Consider the following 20,370-nt stretch of genomic DNA (forward strand, 5'->3'; position numbering starts at 1 on the left):
AAGATGTATACGGAATCAGCATATCCGTTAACAGAGGCTCAAAAAAGAATTTGGTACACAGAGAGGTTCTACCCGGGTACAAGCATCTCAAACATTGGAGGAAATATTAGCTTCAAAACGGAGCAGCCGTATGATGCTGAACTCATGAAACAGGCGCTCAACCACTATGTACGGCTTCATGACACGATGAGACTGCGCATGATCAACGATCCCGGCAGCGAGCCGGCTCAGTATGTGTCTGAATATAAGCCTTTTGAAGTGGAGATCATTGATTTTTCCAATCGGGAAAAAGAAGAGCTGGAGCAATGGGCCAGCGATCTAATGCGATTGCCTATGCCCTTTTTTGACGCGAATCTTTATTTCTTTGCCATTACCAAGACGGGCGAGTATGCAGGCAGCTTTCTCATCAAAATGAATCATATTTTGTCTGACGGCAACGGCATGGTCATTACGATAAGCGAAATTATCGATATTTATCTTGATCTCGTTAAGGGAAGGGCAATTTGCGAGGAATCTCGTCCTTCCTATCTGGCATATATTCCAAGCGATACGGAATATAAGCAATCGGATCGCTGGTTGAAGGACAAGCAATTTTGGGATAACAAATTTTCTACGCTGCCGGAATTTATATCTTTGAAGCCAGCGGACAGCTATAGCATTCGCACGGAGGCTGAGCGGGAAATCATCGTTATACCACAGGTGCTTGAACGGCAAATTCGAGCGTTTTGCCAGGCGAATAACTTGAGTATATTAACCTTGTTTTTATCTGTACTGTATACATACTGCTACCGCATCACGGGACACGAGGATTTGGTTCTGGGCACTTTCTTCGCTAATCGTACGAGTGCAAAGGAAAAAGCGCTTCCGGGAATGTTCGTCAGCACGACGCCGGTTCGGGTCCAAATGACGCCTGAGATGGATTTTCTCACCTTCGCGCGTTTCGTTCTAAAGGAACAAACTGGCGTGCTTCGGCATCAGAAATATCCGTATAACATGATCTTGAGCGATATAAAAGCTCGCAAACCCGATGTAAGCTCGTTATTTGGCCTAACGCTTGAATACATCGTAATGGGCTGGCAGGAAAAGGACGGGATCAGCTACGTAGCCGAGCAGCTCTTTTGCGGGCATGAGCTGAATGACATGTTCGTATCGGTCAAGGATCGATGGGACACCGGCGAGCTGCAAATGGTATTTGATTATCGTACAGAAATGTTCACGCATGAAGAAATCCAAAATATTAGCAGGCATTTGGTTTGTTTGCTCCGTGATGCGGTGTTAAATCCTAGTAAATCACTGTGTGAATTGGATATTTGCCCGCCTGAAGATAGACAGCTAATTTTAGAGCAATTTAACGATACCGATGCTTTATCAGCTCCGGGTTTAACAGCGATCGCGTTATTTGAGATGCAAGTCAAGCGGCTTCCGGCAAAGACGGCAGTCAAGTTCGGAGACAACACGCTCACTTATCATGAATTGAATGAACGAGTTAACCGGCTTGCTCGGCTGCTTGTCGACAAAGGCGTCAGCCGCGAGGGGCGGGTAGCCATTTTGATGGATCGCAAGCCTCTCATGCTGGAATGCATTTTGGCGATATGGAAAGCCGGCGGCGCGTATGTCCCCGTCGACCCCGACTATCCGAATCAACGAATTAGGGACATGATCTCGGATTCGGGAGCAAGCTGCGTTTTGACAGAATCGTTTTTGGTTAGCCATGAGCTGCAAAAGCAGCTTCCTGATACCGATTTTTTATTGCTGGATGAACGCTCGTCGGAGCTTTTGGCACGGGATAGCTCGAATTTGGATATAGCGATCATCCCGGAGCAGCTGGCATACGTGATCTATACGTCCGGTTCAACCGGGAAACCAAAAGGGGCGATGCTTGAGCATGCCGGCATGCTCAACCATATAGAAGCGATGGTGGAAGAGCTAAAGATGGATGTGGCCTGCATAATGGCTCAGAACGCTCCGCATTGCTTCGATATCTCCGTATGGCAGTTCGCAGCGGCGCTTACGCTCGGAGGGACTACGGTCATATATCCGAATGAGCTGATTTTGAACCCGAGAGCGTTCATTGCGGAGATCGAGCAGGATGGCGTTACGGTGCTTGAAGTTGTTGTATCCTTCCTGTCTGCTTTGCTTGAAATGGAGCTGGACGTTTCCTTGGCTGCTCTAGGCAATTTGCTCGTTACCGGTGAAGCGGCGAAGGCAGACCTCGCCCGGCTTTGGTTTGAGCGCTATCCTCATGTGAAGCTGATTAATGCCTATGGGCCTACTGAGGCTTGTGACGATATTACCCTTCATATTATGGAGCAAGCGCCGGAAGGGGATGTTATGCCAATCGGCAAGCCTGTCCGCAATCTTAAGGTCTATGTTGTTGACGGGCAAATGAACCTGCTGCCAATCGGCGTAATCGGCGAGCTATGTGTCTCAGGAATTGGCGTTGGACGCGGTTATTTGAACGATGCGGAGAGAACGGCGAAGGTGTTTCTTAACGATCCGTTTCGCAGCGGTTCTAGCGTGAGGCTGTATCGTACGGGTGATCTGGCAAGATGGCTCCCTGATGGAAGCCTGGCGTATATGGGGCGGATCGACCACCAAGTAAAAATCCGCGGCCACCGGATCGAATGCGGCGACATCGAGGCTCGCCTCCAGCAGCATGAAGCGATCAAAGAAGTGCTGGTGCTGGATCGCAGCGATTCGAATGGCAGCAAATATTTATGTGCGTATTTTACAGGAATGTGGGAGCTTGCATCTGCGGAGCTAAGAGCATTTATTTCGTCATTGCTGCCGAGTTATATGGTTCCTTCTTACTTCGTGCAGTTGGAAGCTTTCCCGCTTACAGCCAATGGCAAAATAGATCGCCGGGCATTGCCGGAGCCAGCCGCAGAGCTTGGCGGTACCGCTGCTGAATATACCGCTCCGAGGAGCGACGCCGAGCTGCAGCTTGCGAATATTTGGCAATCGGTGCTTGGCATTGAACGAATCGGCATACGCGACAATTTTTTTGAGCTTGGCGGCGATTCTTTGAAGGCTATGGTCATCATGGCTAATCTTTATAAGCAGCGCCATGTTGAGCTGCCTTTGCGCGAATTGTTTGAGGCACCGACGATTGAGGGTCTAGCGCTCAGGCTATCCCGTTATTTGCAGCAGCAAGGGGCTCGGCCACAGACGATTGTGCCTATCCAGGAACAAGAGTACTACGAGGTATCCTCTGCGCAGAAGCGCATGTTTTTGCTCCAATTGATGGAGGAAGAAAGCACAGCCTATAACTTGCCCGGCATGCTCACCATCGAGGGGCCTTTGGATGCCGACCGCGTTAGGCATTCGCTTAACATGCTCGTTCAGAGGCATGAAGCGCTGCGCACCTCCTTTGTCGTGATGGATGGGGTTCCGCTCCAGAGGGTATTGGCGCAGCTCGATTTGGAAGTGCCGATGTTAGACGCTTCCGTAGAGCAATTGCCTCTGGTTGCGCGTGAGTTCATTCGCCCCTTTGATTTATACGATGCGCCGCTGCTGCGTGTCCTATTGGTGAGGCTTGGCGAGAAGCTGCATGCTTTATTTGTGGATATGCATCACATTATTTCGGATGGCGTATCCGTTCAGCTGTTCCTGCAGCAATTTGGAGCTTATTATAGCGGAGCTCGCCTGCCGGCGCTAGAAATCCAGTATAAAGATTTCTCGGCTTGGCAAAATCGTAAGCTGCGCAGCGAAGCAACGCAGAGCGACGAGCGCTACTGGCTGCAGCAGCTGTCAGGCGAGCTGCCGGTGCTTGCAATGCCAACTGATTATCCAAGGCCATCGGTACAAAGCTTTGCCGGTGCCCGAAATTGGTTTCACGCCGATGCAGCGCTGACTGATGCGATTCGCAAGCTAGCAGCGGACACGGGAACGACTCCTTTTATGGTGATGTTCGCCGCATATCAAGCGCTGTTGTTCAAGTATACGTGGCAAGAGGATCTAATTGTAGGAACACCGATTGCGGGACGGTCGGTGGCCGAGGTTGAACAAGTATTCGGCATGTTCGTAAACACGCTTAGCATCCGTTCGTTTCCGGAGGAGAATAAAACGTTTCTGCAATTTTTACAGGAGTTGAAGGGGACGCTGTTCGAGGCATACGAGCATCAGAACTATCCGTTTGACGCTCTTGTGGAGAAGCTTGCGCTAGGGCGCGACAGCAGCCGCAACCCGCTGTTTGATGCGATGTTCGTACATATGAATAACGATATCGTCGAGATGGAAATCGGCGGACTGCAGCTAAAGGTGAACGAGCTGGATGAGGATATTGCTAAATTCGACTTGCTGCTGGAGGCTTCCGAGCAGGCTGACCATATTCGCTTTAAGCTGCAATACTGCCGTGATTTGTTTAAGCAGGAAACGATGGACAGACTGTCAGTCCACTATCTGAATTTGCTTGCCGCCGTAACCTCTGCACCTGAAACCACTCTGGGCAGCACGTCCATCATCAGCAGCGAGGAGAAGCACTTATTGCTTTATGGCCTACATTCGGCAAAAGCAGATTATCCGCAAACGGCTACTATCGTCGCATTGTTTGAGGAACAAGCTGCAAAAACGCCTGACCATATTGCGGTTGCATACGAGGGACAAGCGCTGACCTATCGCGAGCTGAATGCGCAGGCTAATAGGCTTGCGCGCACGCTGCGCGAAAGGGGAGTGTCGCGGAACAGCTTAGTGGCGATCTTAGTTGAACGGTCAGAGAAGATGATAATTGGTTTGCTCGCGATAATCAAAGCGGGCGGCGCCTATGTGCCGATTGATCCGGCATATCCTGCCGACCGGATAGCCTTTACGCTTCAGGATAGCGGAGCATTGGTGCTACTGACGGAACCCGCTCACTTAAAGAAGATAGAAGCTTATAACGGAATTGCTATTGATATGCAGGATGAAGCGTGCTACGGGGAAGAGACGAGCAACCTCCCGCTTATTAATGAGCCGGATGACCTTCTATATATTATTTATACGTCGGGTACGACGGGTCTGCCTAAAGGCGTAATGATCACGCACCGCAACGTCGTACGTTTGCTTGCGCATGATCGGCTTCAATTCGAATTTGGCGAGTCGGATGTATGGACGTTGTTCCATTCGTACTGCTTTGACTTCTCGGTATGGGAAATGTACGGTGCGCTATTGTTCGGAGGCAAAACCGTAATCGTGCCTAAGCATGTGGCGCAAAATTCGGCGGAGTTCGCCGAACTGCTTCGCAAGGAGCGGGTAACCGTTTTGAATCAGACGCCAACGGCTTTTTATGCGCTCATTCACGATGAGCTGAAGCGGGCGGACCAAGAGCTTTGTATCCGGTACGTTATCTTCGGCGGCGAGGCGTTAAGCCCCGCGATGCTGCAGCCATGGCGCGAGAAATATCCGAATACGCGGCTGATTAACATGTACGGCATTACAGAAACGACCGTGCATGTGACGTTCAAGGAAATCGGAGATGCGGAAATAGCCGCTAATATAAGCAATATCGGGAAGCCGATTGCTACGCTTGCCGCTTATATTTTGGATAAGAACAAGCAACTGGCCCCGGTCGGCGTAGTCGGTGAGCTGTACATCGGCGGCGATGGCGTAGCGCTTGGGTATTTGAACCGCGAGGAGCTGACGGCTGAGCGTTTTATAATGAACCCGCATGTGCCCGGCGAGAGAATTTACCGTTCCGGTGATCTAGCCCGGATGATGCCAAACGGGGAAATGGAATACCTTGGCCGTATCGACCATCAGGTGAAAATACGCGGTTACCGCATCGAGCTTGGCGAAATTGAATCGGCAATCTTGCAGGTGCCTAATGTTAGGGAAGCGGCAGTGGTCGTCTCAACCGATGCGCACAACCAGAAAATATTAGTCGCTTACTATATAACGGAGTACCGGATTAATGATCAAGAAATACGCAAGTATCTGTCCGAGCATTTGCCGTCCTATATGATTCCGTCGTTTTTCGTTGAGCTTGAGCGGATGCCGTTGACGAGCAATGGCAAGCTGGATCGCGGAGCGCTGCCTGCGCCGCAGAGGTCGATTGCTGCAGCCGTTCAATTGGAACCGCGCACGCCGACGGAAGCGGCGATGGTCGAGATTTGGAAGGAGCTTCTTGGAGCAGAAACCATTGGCGTTCAGGACGATTTCTTCCACAGCGGCGGTCATTCGCTCAGCGCCGCTATGCTGGCGGCACGTATTTTGGCAGCCTTTCATGTGAAGATTCCGCTGCGCATGATCTTTAAGCAGCCAACGATTGCTGAAATTTCAGCCCTCATTGATGAGGCGGTACAAATTGAAAAGCCGTCAGGAGCACACAGGCTGACCGTTCATAGCCGAGTAGAGACGGCTCCTGTTCAGGATGAATATCCGCTCTCATCCGCCCAGAAAAGGCTGTTCGTATTGGACCGGCTGGAAGGCGCTCAAGCAGGAACAGCCTATAATTTGCCTGCCGCTATACGGATTACGGGACAGCTGAATCATGTGCGGCTGGAGCAAGCTTTTGCCCAAACCGTTCGGAGGCATGAATCGCTGCGTACTTCATTCCGGCTTGAAAACGGAAATCCCGTGCAGCGTATCCATGAGGACGCCCATTTCGCCATTCATTATATCAGCGCGGATGAAGCAGACATCCCGCAAACCGTCCAGCAATTCATTCGTCCTTTCGATTTAAGCGAGCCTACACTTCTGCGAGTGTGCCTGGCGGCGCTATCCGAGGATCAGCATTTGCTGCTAGTTGATATGCACCACATTATTTCCGATGGCGTTTCGGTTGCCGTCATCATTGACGAGCTGATTCGGGGATACGCCGCGGAAGAGCTCCCGGCTCCTCGCCTGCAATATAAAGATTATGCGGTTTGGCAGCAAAGCTGGATCGATTCCGAAGACTACCGCAGCCAGGAGCAGTACTGGCTTCACGCGCTTTCCGGGGAGCTGCCTGTATTGGAATTGCCATGCGATTACACGCGCCCTCCGGTGCAAAGCTTTGAAGGGGAAAGCTTTTCCTTCGAGATTGATGCTGCCCTAACTGAAAGACTGACGCAATTGGCCGCAGCAAGCGGAACGACCATGTACATGCTGCTGCTTGCCGCCTACAAGGTGCTTTTGTTCAAATACAGCGGGTCGGAAGACGTTATCGTCGGGACGCCTGTTGCGAACCGGACGCATGCAGATGTGAACGATATGATTGGCATGTTCGTCAATACGCTCGCCATCCGCAGCTATCCAAGCGCGGAGCAGACCTTCAATCGATATTTGCAGCAAGTGAAGGATAGCGCGCTAGCGGCTTTCGAGCATCAAAATTATCCGTTCGAGGAGATGCTCGACAAGCTTGCTATACGGAGGGATTTAAGCCGGAATCCGATCTTTGATACGATGTTCAGTCTTAATAATGTGGAAACGGTGGAGCTTGCGATGGACGGCGTGACGTTCCAAACCTTGACCGTCGAAGAGAAAATATCCAAATTCGACATTTCGGTGGAAGCCCTCGAAAAGGATGGCAAAATCGCGTTTACGGTTGAATATTGCACGAGGCTGTTCAGGGAAGCAACGGCAAGACGATTTGCTGGCCATTTTTCTCAAATCCTTGAAGCAGTAGCTATGCAGCCTGATATTCAGCTTGCTCTAGTGCCTTTATTGACGGATGGGGAGAAAGAGCAAATCATTCACCTATTCAATTTTACGGCGATGCCCTCTCGTCAAGGCGCAACGGCTATATCCTTGTTCGAGGAGCAGGCGCAGCGTGTTCCAGACCGTATTGCTGTCAGCTTCGGCGAGGAAAGGCTGACCTACTCTGAGCTGAATCAGCGAGCGAACCAGCTCGCACGGCTTCTGATGGAGAAGGGCATAGGCCGTGACGACCGCGTTGCTATCTTTATGGACCGCAAGCCAAGAATGGTCGAATGTATATTGGCAATTTGGAAAGCAGGCGGGGCTTATGTGCCGGTAGATCCTGCATATCCGCTGCAGCGGATTGCAGATATGATCCTCGGCTCGCAAGCTGAAATTGTTTTAACCGAGTCGTTATTTTGCAGCGATGAGGTTAAGTCTGTTTTGCCGGGAGCTGAGTTAATTAGCCTAGATGTAATTATGGACTCGCTTGATTCGTTTCCAAGCAGCAACGTAGCGCTTGAAGTTAAACCCGAGCAGCTGGCATATGTGTTATACACCTCCGGCTCAACGGGCAAGCCCAAAGGAGCCATGCTGGAGCACGCGGGCATGCTTAACCATATTGAAGCGATGATCGAAGAGCTGAAAATGAAGGAAAGCTGCGTCATGGCGCAAAATGCACCGCATTGCTTCGATATCTCCGTGTGGCAGTTCGTTACGGCGCTCACTATTGGCGGAAAAACGGTCATCTATCCGGATGAATTAATTTCTACGCCTAAATCGTTCATCTCAGCGATTGCGAAAGACGGCGTAACGGTGCTGGAAGTTGTCGTCTCCTTTATGTCGGCACTGCTTGAGATGGATTTGGATGAAAAGCTGCCCGCGTTGGAGCATTTGATCATTACGGGTGAAGCGGTCAAAGCGCAAACAGCCAGACAATGGTTTGAGCGGTATCCGCATATTAAGCTGGTCAACGCTTATGGTCCAACTGAAGCGGCTGATGATGTTACGCTGCATATTTTGGATAGGGCGCCTGAATCAGACGTTATGCCAATCGGCAAGCCTGTACGCAATATGCGGGTATACATTACGGATCCGCATATGAATCTGCTGCCAATTGGCGTGGTGGGAGAGCTATGCGTTTCAGGTATCGGAGTTGGACGCGGTTATTTGAATGATCCAGCCAGAACGGATAAGGCATTTATGAAAGATCCATTCCATACAGAGTTCGCTGCGCGGCTGTATCGAACAGGCGACTTGGCTAGATGGCTTCCGGACGGAAGCTTGGAATATAGAGGACGGATTGACCATCAGGTGAAAATACGCGGACATAGGATTGAATGCGGTGAAATCGAGGTACAGCTGCTGGAGCATGAAGCAATCAAGCAGGTTCTCGTTATGGACCGCAGCGATTCTCGCAACCAGAAATACCTTTGCGCTTATTTTACCGCAGATCGAATTCTGGAGCCGGCTGAGCTTAAAGAGCTTATAGCGTCGGCATTGCCTGGCTACATGGTTCCGTCTTATTTTGTCCCAATGGATGTATTTCCGCTTACGCCGAACGGGAAAGTAGACCGCAAAGCGCTGCCTGCGCCTAGCGGCGACTTGCTCTTGGCTGAATATAAAGCACCGAGCAATGAGGATGAGCGGATGCTTTCCGAGATTTGGGAGGATGTGCTTGGCGTCGACCGGATCGGCGTAATGGATCATTTCTTCGAGCTTGGAGGTCATTCGCTGAAGGCGATGGTTATGCTCTCGCATGTATCTAGCAGATTCGGCACGGATATTCCGCTTCGGGAGCTGTTTGCTTCACCGACGATTGAGGGGCTTGCCCAAGCTTTGAAAGCACATGGCGCAGCAAGGAGTGCGCAAGACCGCGCCATTCCGATTGCGCGGCACATGTCCTTATATCCGTTGTCTTCTGAACAGAAGCGTCTATACATTCTTAGTCAATTCGAGGAAGGCGGCAGCACCAGCTATCATATGTCCGACGCTCTGCGGATCGAAGGCCCGCTTGACCATGCCAAATGGCTGGAGGCATTCCGCAGCATCGTTCGCAGGCATGAAATATTGCGAACCTCCTTCCATTCGGTGGATGGCGAACCGTTCCAGAAGGTTCACGGCCATATTGAGCTGGAGATGCCTGTAAGAGCAGTGGAGGAGCATGAAGTGAATGAAATCGTTCAGCAATTTGTGCGGCCCTTTCATCTAGACGAGCCGCCGCTCTTGCGTGTAGAGCTGCTGAAGCTGTCGGAATTGCAGCATATCTTGCTTATTGACATGCATCATATCGTCTCTGACGGAGAGTCCATTCGCCTCTTGGTCGATGAATTCATGAAGCTCTACAGCGGCGCTCAGCTTCCAGAGCTGAAGGTGCAGTATAAGGATTTCGCCGTTTGGCAGCAGGAGAGGCATTCTTCGGATGCGATGGAGCGTCAGGAAGATTACTGGTTAAACCAGTTTGCGGATGGCGAGCTACCTGTCTTGCAGCTTCCAACAGATTATGCAAGGCCGCCAGTCCAAAGCTTCGAGGGCGATCGATTCGTTTTTGAAGCCGGGGAAGAGCTTTTAGAAGAGCTTCGAAGCATTGCGCAGGACACGGGTACGACGATGTACATGCTATTGCTTACGGCATATTATGTCCTGTTAAGCAAATATTCCGGCCAACAGGATATCGTTATCGGCACGCCGGTTGCAGGCAGGACACATGTTGAAGTGCTAAATTTGGCAGGCATGTTCGTTAATACGTTGGCAATCCGCAGCAAACTTGCACCGGGCATGTCATTTTTGGAGCTGCTTGACCAAGTGAAAGGCGCAACCCTCGAAGCGTTCGAGAATCAGGAATATCCATTCGAGGAGCTTGTCGATAAGCTGCAGCTGCAGCGTGATTTCAGCCGCAACCCGCTGTTTGACACGATGTTCAGCCACCAAATGAGCGATACGGAAGCGCTCGTCGTGAATGAGCTGACCTTCGTTCCTTATGGAATGGATAATCCAACCTCCAAGTTCGATTTATCGCTGGATGCGGTTGAGATGTCAAACGCGCTTCACTTGGAATGGGAATACAGCACCAAGCTGTTCAAGCGGGAAACAATCGAGCGTGCCGCCTTGCATTATATGGCGATCGTGAAGGCTGCAGCTGCAGATCCGCAGCTTCGGATTGAGGAGATTGATTACTTATCAGCCGAAGAGAAACGGCAATTGCTGGCGGAATTTAATGATACGCAGCGGGATTATCAGACTCAATTAACCTTCCATGAGCTGTTTGCGCTGCAAGCAGAGCAAACGCCAGAGCATCCAGCCGTTACGGCAGGCGGGATTTCGCTTACGTATCTAGAGCTGGATACGCGAGCGAATCGAGTTGCACATGCGCTTCGCGGCAAAGGTGTGGCACCGGAGAGCATCGTTGGCGTTATGGTCGACCGATCTGTCGATATGATCGTCGCGGCGCTGGGTGTGATGAAGGCCGGGGCAGCTTACCTTCCGATCGATTCGGAATATCCGAAGGAGCGGATTGCCTATCTGCTTCAGGACAGCCAAGCGTCGGTTGTGATTACGCAGCGTGGCCAGCTGGAATCAGCCGAATTGACGGGCAATATCCTCGTCATGGAGGAAATCGAGGAAGCGGGAGGAGACGGTTCGGAACCGATCAGCTGGTCGGCTCCGCATCACTTGGCTTATATCATTTATACGTCCGGAACAACAGGCAAGCCAAAGGGCGTAATGATCGAGCATCGTCAATATATGAACGTCGCTTTGGCTTGGAAGGAAAAATATGAGCTGGAGCAGTTCCCGGTAAAGCTTCTGCAAATGGCAAGCTTCTCATTTGATGTATTCGCGGGAGATATGGCACGCGCTTTGCTGAGTGGCGGCGAGCTTATCATTTGTCCAAACGATGTGAAGCTAGACCCAGCATCTTTATATGAGCTGATGCTTAAGCATAAGATCAATATTTTTGAATCGACGCCGTCTTTGATCGCACCGCTGATGCAGCATATTTACGAGAATGGCTTAGACGTGAGCTTTCTCAAGCTGCTGATTTTGGGGGCAGACAGCTGTCCTATTGTCGAATTCCATAAGCTGCTAAGCCGTTTCGGCACTCAGATGCGCATCATTAACAGCTACGGCGTAACGGAAGCTAGTATCGATTCAAGCTACTACGAGGCGTCGATAAGCGAGCTGCCGGCAGCAGGCAATACTCCTATTGGCAAGCCGCTGCCGAACATGTCCTATTACGTGCTTGATTCTGCAATGAAGCTTCTGCCGGTAGGCGTAGCGGGCGAGCTTTATATCGGCGGCGCCGGTGTGGCGCGCGGTTATTTTGGACGAGAGGATCTGACGGCAGAGAAGTTTGTTGCAAATCCGTTCATATCTGGAGATCGGCTGTACCGGACAGGCGACCTAGCGACTTGGATGCAAGGCGGCAACCTCATGTTCCTTGGCCGCGATGACCACCAGGTGAAAGTACGCGGATACAGAATCGAACTCGGCGAGATAGAAGCTTGCTTGCTTAAGCATCCGGACATTCGCGAGGCTATCGTAATGGCTCATGAGGATGCTTATAAGCAAAAGTATTTATGCGCTTATATCGTAAGTACGAGCGAGCCAAAGCTTAATGAGATTCAGGCCCATTTAATCGGGGAGCTGCCGGTATATATGGTGCCTTCTCAAGTTGTGCTGCTTGAGCAAATGCCGCTGACTCCAAACGGGAAAATCGACCGAAAGGCGTTGCCGGAGCTAGCCGGAAGCCAGCTTAAATCGGCAGAATATGCTGCGCCGTCCACACCAGCCGAGAAGCGGCTTGCTGAGGTGATGGAGCTTGTTCTTGGAACGACGGGAATCGGCGTGAATGATGATTTTTTCCAGATTGGCGGACATTCGCTTAAAGCTATGACCCTCGTGTCGCATATTCATAAAGCATTCGGCATTGCGGTGCCCCTGCGAATGATATTCGAGGCGCCGACAATCGCGATGATGGGCAGGCACATCGATGCTGCGGAAGAGAGCTCCGCATCCAAGTTCATGGCCATCCAGCCGATTGAATGGCAGGAAACGTACGAGCTCTCGTCCGTACAGAAACGTTTGTACATCTTGAACCAAATCGAAGGTACGGGCACCAGCTACAATATGCCGGATGCGATGATCATGGAGGGCCATATCGATCCGGCAAGAGTAGAGGCTGCGCTGCGCACCCTCATTCAACGCCATGAATCGCTGCGAACATCCTTCCATATGCAAGATGGCAAAGCGATTCAGCAAGTGCATCATGCTGCCGAATTCCACGTCGAATTGTCGGAGGCGCTGCATGCACCGGATGAAGAGCTGGAACAATTAACGGCTGATTTCGTTCGCCCGTTTGATCTGGGACAAGCGCCGCTCATGCGCGCGGCTCTAGTAAAGCTGTCAGAGGATCGTTATTTATTCCTCTTTGACGTGCATCATATCGTGTCCGACGGCGTGTCGATGGGCATTATTTTGAGCGAGTTTGCAGCGTTGTACGGCGGGGAAGCGCTGCCGGAGCTGAAGCTTCATTATAAGGATTTTGCCGCTTGGCAGAACCGACAATTTACCGCAGCTTTTTTGAAGGAGCAGGAGGCCTATTGGCTGGAGTGCTTATCTGGCGAGCTGCCGGTATTGGAGCTGCCGACGGACTACCCGCGCCCAGCAAGGCAGAGCTTCGAAGGGGCGCGCGTCGCTTTTGGCTCAGGCATACCGCTTCGGGACGAGCTGAACCGGCTCGCAGCGGAAACGGGAACTACGCTGTACATGGTTTTATTCGCGGCATTTAATGTGCTTCTTGCCAAATACAGCGGACAATCCGACTTGATCGTGGGCACGGCGACCGCTGGCCGCTCGCACGCGAATCTGGAGGGCATCGTCGGCATGTTTGTCGGTACGTTGGCGCTGCGAACAGAGGTAAACGCTGGGTTTACCTTCCGAGATTTACTGGCAAGCGTGAAAGCCCGTATGGTGCAAGCGTATGAGCATCAGCATTATCCGTTCGACCAGCTGGTGGAGAAGCTTCAGGTTAAACAAGATTTGAGCCGCAATCCGGTGTTCAATACGATGTTTATTTTGCAGAACACGGATGAGCAGCCATTTCAATTGGAGAATGTAAAGCTTTCGCCGTTCGAAGCAAAAGAAACGATGACGAAGTTCGACCTGACGCTGGAGGCAACGGAAACGCAGGACGATCTGGCTTTTGTGCTCGAATACAGCTCGAAGCTGTTTAGCCCGAGCACGGCACAGCGGATGTCGAAGCATTTGATTGCGCTGATCCGCTCAGCCGTACAGCAGCCGGATGTTAAGCTCAGCGAGCTTAGGCTGCTGTCGAGGGAGGAGGAGCATCGTTTAATCCATGCTTTCAACGATACGGCGACTGTCTATGATACGGATGCGAAGCTTTTGCATGAATTAGTAGAATCGCAGGCAAGGAGGACGCCCGAGCTTCCTGCAATCATTGCGGGCCAAGCAAGCTTGACCTACAAGGAATGGAACGGCCAAGCGAATCGGCTCGCTCGGACGCTCCGTGCCAAAGGAGCAGGGCCTGATCGAACTGTAGCCATTTTGGCCAATCGTTCCATAGAGATGACCGTAGCCATACTCGCGGTTCTAAAATCGGGATCGGCGTATGTGCCGATTGACCCGGACTACCCGCAGGATCGCATTCGCTACATGCTGGAGGATAGCGGCTCCGAGCTGCTGCTGACGCAAGGCGAGCTTGCCAGCGACATTTTCTACGGGGGACAAACGATCGATTTGCTTGACTCCAGCTGCTACAGCGAGGATGACACCGATCTTAAGCAATTGAACAGCCCGGAGCATTTGGCATACGTCATTTATACTTCCGGAACGACCGGTCGTCCAAAAGGGGTAATGATCGAGCATCGCAGCATCGTGAATACGATTGCTTGGCGTGCAGAAGAGTATCGGTTTAGTGCCGGCGACCGTGTATTGCAAATCCTTTCCTATGCTTTTGACGCGTTCGCAGCCAGCTTCTTTGCTCCTATGGCGGCTGGAGGCACCTCCGTTATCGCAATGGACGAGGAAGCAAAGGACCCGCTTGCTTTGAAAGGCTGCATGACGAGCCAGCAGATTACGCATTTCAGCACCGTGCCAAGTCTATACGCGGCGCTGCTCGAGATGTTAAGCGAGAAGGAAGCCGCATCGCTTAAAGCGGTCACGCTGGGAGGAGAGCATGTCCCCGTTAGCATGATTGAGAAGAGTATAGCGCTCAATGATCAGCTCACGCTGTTTAACGAATATGGTCCAACGGAGAGCAGCGTAATCACGACGGCAGAGAAGGGGCTTCTTCCAGGCAAAAAGGTCACGATTGGCCGTCCTATCGCGAACACTCGCGTATATATCGTGGATGAGCATATGCAGCTGCAGCCGGTTGGCGTTTATGGCGAGCTTTGTATCGCCGGCGCCGGGCTCGCAAGAGGCTACTTTAATCAGCCGGAAATGACGGCCGCCAAGTTTGTTGCGGGTCCATTTGCATCGGGCGAAAGAATATACCGAACGGGAGACTTGGCGCGCTGGCTTGAGGACGGAACGATTGATTTTGCCGGAAGATTGGACAACCAAGTTAAAATCCGCGGATATCGGATCGAGCTTGGCGAGATTGAAGCCCATTTAATGAAGCTGGATATGATCAAAGAAGCAGCCGTAATCGCACGGGACGACGATAGCGGGCAGAAATATTTATGCGCGTATATCGTATCGGATGACGAGCTTGCCGTTCTAGACGTCAGGGCAAGCATGGCGCAGGAATTACCGGGGTATATGGTTCCAGCTTACTTTATTCAGCTATCACAGCTGCCGCTTACGCCAAATGGCAAGCTTGATCCGAGGGCGCTTCCCGCACCTGATCTTGAGCTGTTAGGCAGGCTGGATTATGCGGCTCCGGCGGATGAGCTGGAAGAGAAGGTGGCGGCAATCGTTCAAGACCTGCTGCAGCTAGAGCGGGTTGGCATGGCTGATCATTTCTTCATGATTGGCGGACAATCGCTCAAAGCGATGCAGCTCGTTGCCCAGCTTTACCGGGCGTTTAATGCGGAGGTGCCGCTGCGCGTTATTTTTGAGAGCGTCGCGATTAGGGATATAGCCGATTTTGTAAGGATGTCCGCTTCGTCAGCGGATCTGGCGCTTCAGCCTGTACAGCCAAGAGAAAACTACCCGCTATCGTCCGCACAAAAACGATTGTATGTGCTGGATCAATTAGAGGTGCCGGGGACTGGCTATAACATGCCGGGAGTGCTGCGCCTGAAAGGCGCCCTTAACCGCAGCAAGCTTGAAGACTCGTTCCAGCAGCTTGTGAACCGTCATGAATCGCTGCGCACATCTTTCCAAACAATCGAGTCTGAGCCGGTACAGATCGTGCACAAGGCAGCTGCGCTGCAGATGGAATGGATGGAAGGCGAGGAAGCAGAAGCGATTGCGTCCATCGAGTCTTTTGTCAGGCCGTTTGATTTAAGCGAAGCGCCGCTGCTGCGCGTTGGGCTTTTAAAGCTTTCCGATGAAGAGCATTTGCTGCTCTTTGATATGCACCATATTGTTTCGGACGGCATTTCCATGAATGTGCTCATTCAAGAGTTTACACAGCTTTATCGCGGCGAGGAGCCGGCGGAGCTGAAGATCCAATATAAAGATTTTGCGCTATGGCAGCATGGCTTGTTCGAAGCAGGGGTGATGAGCAAGCAGGAGGCCTATTGGACGGAGCGGTTCGCAGGCGAGATACCGGCGCTCGAGCTGGCAACCGACTTCCCGAGACCTGCCGTACGAAGCTTGGAGGGCGACTATTACGATTTCGAGGCGGATGGGCAGCTGCTTCGCGAGCTGAAAGAGCTAGCCTCAGATACGGGTACGACGCTATTTATGGTCCTCTTAGCTGCCTATAACGTGCTGCTAGCCAAGTATACGAACCAAAACGACATCGTCGTAGGCACGCCGATTGCCGGCAGAACGCATGGTGATACCGAAGGGTTGATCGGCATGTTCGTCAGCACGCTGCCGATGCGCAATCGGCCGGAAAGCGGCAAGACGTTCCTTCATTTCCTAAACGAAGTGAAGCAGCATGCTTATGAAGCATATGACAACCAGGATTACCCGTTTGAATCGATGGTTGAGAAGCTGCAGCCTTATCGCGATCTAAGCCGCAACCCGCTCTTTGACACCGTCTTTATTTTGCAAAATATGGATCAAGAAGTGTTGGAAATGGAGCAAATGACGATTGAGCCGTTTGCTTATGAGAACAAGATTTCGAAGTTTGATTTGACGCTTGCAGCCGTTGAGGAAGAAGACGGATTATCGCTTAGCTGGGAATATGGCACTTCATTGTTCCGCAGTGAAACGATGGAGCGGATGTCCAAACATTTCATTCAAACGCTGCGCGAAATTACGCGGAATCCGGGCATTGCGCTTACGCAGATCGATATGCTGGATAGCGCCGAGAAGGAGCAAATGTTAGTCGCATTTAATGCGGCGCCATCGATTCAAGCGCCTGCCGAGACGCTTCACGGATTATTCGAGCTTCAAGCGGGACTAGTTCCAAAGCAAATTGCGCTATCGCTTGGGTCGGAGCAAATGACCTACGAGGAGCTGAACAAACGAGCCAACCGATTGGCTCGGACGCTGAGAGAACGCGGCGTCGAGGCGGAATCGGTAGTCGGCATAATGGCTAATCGTTCATTCGAGATGATCGTCGGCATGCTTGCGGTATTGAAAGCTGGCGGCGCCTATATGCCTATCGATCCTGCCTATCCGGCAGAGCGCATTGCTTTCATGCTGGAGAACAGCGAAGCCGAGTTCGTGTTGTCGCAAGCTGAATGGATGGAGGCAGCCGCTCATGGAACGTCAGCCGTTTGGCTGGATTTGTGCGATGCTTCGCTTTACGCGATTGACGGATCGAATCTAAGCGTAGGCAATCGATCAAGCGATCTTGCTTATATCATTTATACGTCAGGAACGACAGGCAAGCCGAAGGGTGTCATGGTCGAGCATCGGAGCATTGCCGGAAATATATGGTGGCGGAAGGAAGCGTACGGCTTATCGGGATCCGATCGCGTATTGCAGCTGTTCTCCTTTGCTTTTGACGGTTTTGTTACGAGTTTTTATACGCCGATCGTTTCCGGTTCAACGGTCATTCTGCTGGAGGAGGATGAAGCGAAGGATCCTGTGGCGATCAAAAATAACATAGTCGAACATGGCGTAACCCATTTCATCAGCGTTCCGAGCTTGTACGCCGGTGTGCTGGAATGCTTAAGCGCAGAAGAGGCGGCAACGCTTCGCATGGTCACTCTGGCGGGCGAGCGGGTAACGGATAAGGTGATTGCGCTTAGCAAATCCGTTAATGACAGCATCGAGCTGATCAATGAATACGGCCCTACGGAAAGCAGCGTGGTCGCGACCATCGAACGTGATTTGCAGCCGGGATGCCAAGTTACAATTGGCCGTCCGATCTCTGGCACCAGCATTCGTATCCTTGGCGCGGACGGTCAAATGATGCCGATTGGCGCGGTTGGCGAGTTGTGTATTGCCGGAGCAGGGTTAGCGCGCGGTTACCTCCGCTTGCCGGAAATGACGGACGAGAAGTTTGTGGCGGATGCGTATCAGGCAGGTGCTCGCTTATACCGAACGGGAGACGCAGCCCGTTTTCTCCCTGACGGCAGAATTGATTACATCGGAAGAATAGATGACCAGGTTAAGGTCCGAGGCTACCGAATCGAGCTTGGGGAAATCGAGGGAGCACTGCTGCAGTTGGCCCATGTGAAGGAAACGGTAGTCGTGGCTAGGGACGACGATGGAAGCGGTAAGTATTTATGCGCATATGTCACTGCGGATGATGAATTGGAGCCAGCTGCCCTGCGAGATGAACTCTCGCAGCTGCTTCCAGATTACATGCTGCCAGCTTTCATCGTACTGCTGGATCGCCTTCCGGTGACGGCTAACGGCAAGGTAGACCGCCGAGCGTTGCCTGCTCCAGACCGTACAAGCAGCGGATTAGATCATTATCAGGCGCCTGTCGGTGACAAAGAACAGATTCTAGCCTTGATCTGGCAGGAGCTGCTTGGCGTTGAACGGGTCGGTACGAGGGATCACTTCTTCCAGTTAGGCGGAGATTCGATTAAAGCGATACAAGCTGCGGCAAGGCTAAACAAGCACGGATTGCGTTTTGAAGTGCGCGACTTGTTCCGGTATCCGACTATTGCGGAGCTGAGTCCACGTTTGAAGCTCATAGAGCGAACGATTTCACAGGCTGCAGTGGAAGGCGAGGTGCCGCTAACGCCGATTCAGCATTGGTTTTTTGAAAACAGCTTTACCGATCAGCATTACTGGAACCAAACGGAGCTGATATACAGGCAAGAAGGCTTTGACGCTGACATGCTTCACCTGGTATTCCACAAGCTGACACAGCACCACGATGCCCTGCGGTTCCGATTTGATGCTGACAGCAGCGGCAAGGTGAAGCAGCGCAACGAAGCTGCGGGCGGCGAGCATTTCTCGCTGGAGCAATTTGATCTTCGGGGGCAGACCAACGAGCAGATTCAACTAGCCTTATTGCATGCGGCAGCAAAAATTCAGAGCAGCATGAATCTGACAGATGGGCCGCTTGTCAAGCTTGGCCTGTTCGTTACGGATGACGGTGACCATTTATTGATCACGATCCATCATTTGGTGGTAGACGGCGTATCATGGCGTATCTTATTCGAGGATTTGGAGGAAGCGTACCGGCAGGCAGAGCTAGGCCAGACTATCGTACTCCCTGACAAAACGGATTCTTACCGGTATTGGGCTGAACAGCTTTCCAGCTATGCTGGCAGCGAGCAGCTGCGAAGCGAAGCTGCCTATTGGGAAAAGCTTGGGCAAACGGAAATTGTTGAGCTGCCTAAGGATAAGCATTCGTCCGATAATCGCGTGAAGCATATGCGCAGCATTGGCAGAGAGCTTAGCGAGGAGGCTACCGACAAGCTTTTGAAGGGCGCCCATGAAGCTTACCGAACGGAAATGAACGATCTGCTGATGGCAGCACTTGCTCTCGCATTGAAGGATTGGAGCAATGGCGATACGTTTGCGGTTAATTTGGAAGGGCATGGACGCGAAGCGTTTACGGAAAAGCTGGACATTACGCGCACCGTAGGCTGGTTCACGTCACAGTTCCCAGTCATTCTCGAAACGAAGCAAGCAGGCGACCTTGGTTATCTGATTAAGCTGACCAAAGAAATGCTTCGTAAAGTGCCGAACAAGGGGCTCGGTTACGGCATTTTGAAGTTTATGTCAGATATGCGCCAACGCTTTGAGCTGGAACCGGAAATTTCGTTCAATTATTTGGGGCAATTCGGCGGCGACTCCGAAAACGGAAGCAGCATGAGCATGTCTTCTTATGATTCCGGGTTGCCGTTCAGCATGGAATCAGAGCGCACGGTCTCGCTCGACGTGACGGGTCTTGTGTATGAAGGCAAGCTGAAGCTGGAGCTTCATTACAGCGAACAGGAATACGAAGCTGCAACAGCTGAAGGATTGATCGACCTGCTGTTGAATCGTTTGCTCGAAATTATCGAGCATTGCGTCCTTAGGGAAACGCAGGAGCTCACGCCTAGCGACCTAGGCGATGGCGAGCTAACGCTGGAGGACCTTGATAGCATTTTGGAATCGATTGAGTTGTAATTTGCAGTTAATGCGGTCTATCCTCTGGCAAACCAATCGGTTTGCCGGAGGACGGATGGCTGTTTCCCGAAGCAAGAGGATGGAAAAGGCGAATAAGCAAACTTCACGCGA

1 protein-coding gene is annotated in these 20,370 nt (G+C 51.8%); it reads left to right on the forward strand.

Going from position 1 to position 20,370, the window contains the following annotated elements; genetic code table 11:
- The first annotated feature begins 3 nt into the window (after positions 1-3).
- Entirely contained in the window at positions 4-20,259 is a 20,256-nt protein-coding gene (locus tag A7975_RS20425; protein ID WP_065386306.1) for a non-ribosomal peptide synthetase, read from the forward strand.
- Positions 20,260-20,370 lie beyond the last annotated feature (111 nt).

Origin of the sequence: Bacillus sp. FJAT-26390 (genome assembly GCF_001682865.1) — a bacterium.
Classification (GTDB): domain Bacteria; phylum Bacillota; class Bacilli; order Paenibacillales; family Paenibacillaceae; genus Pristimantibacillus.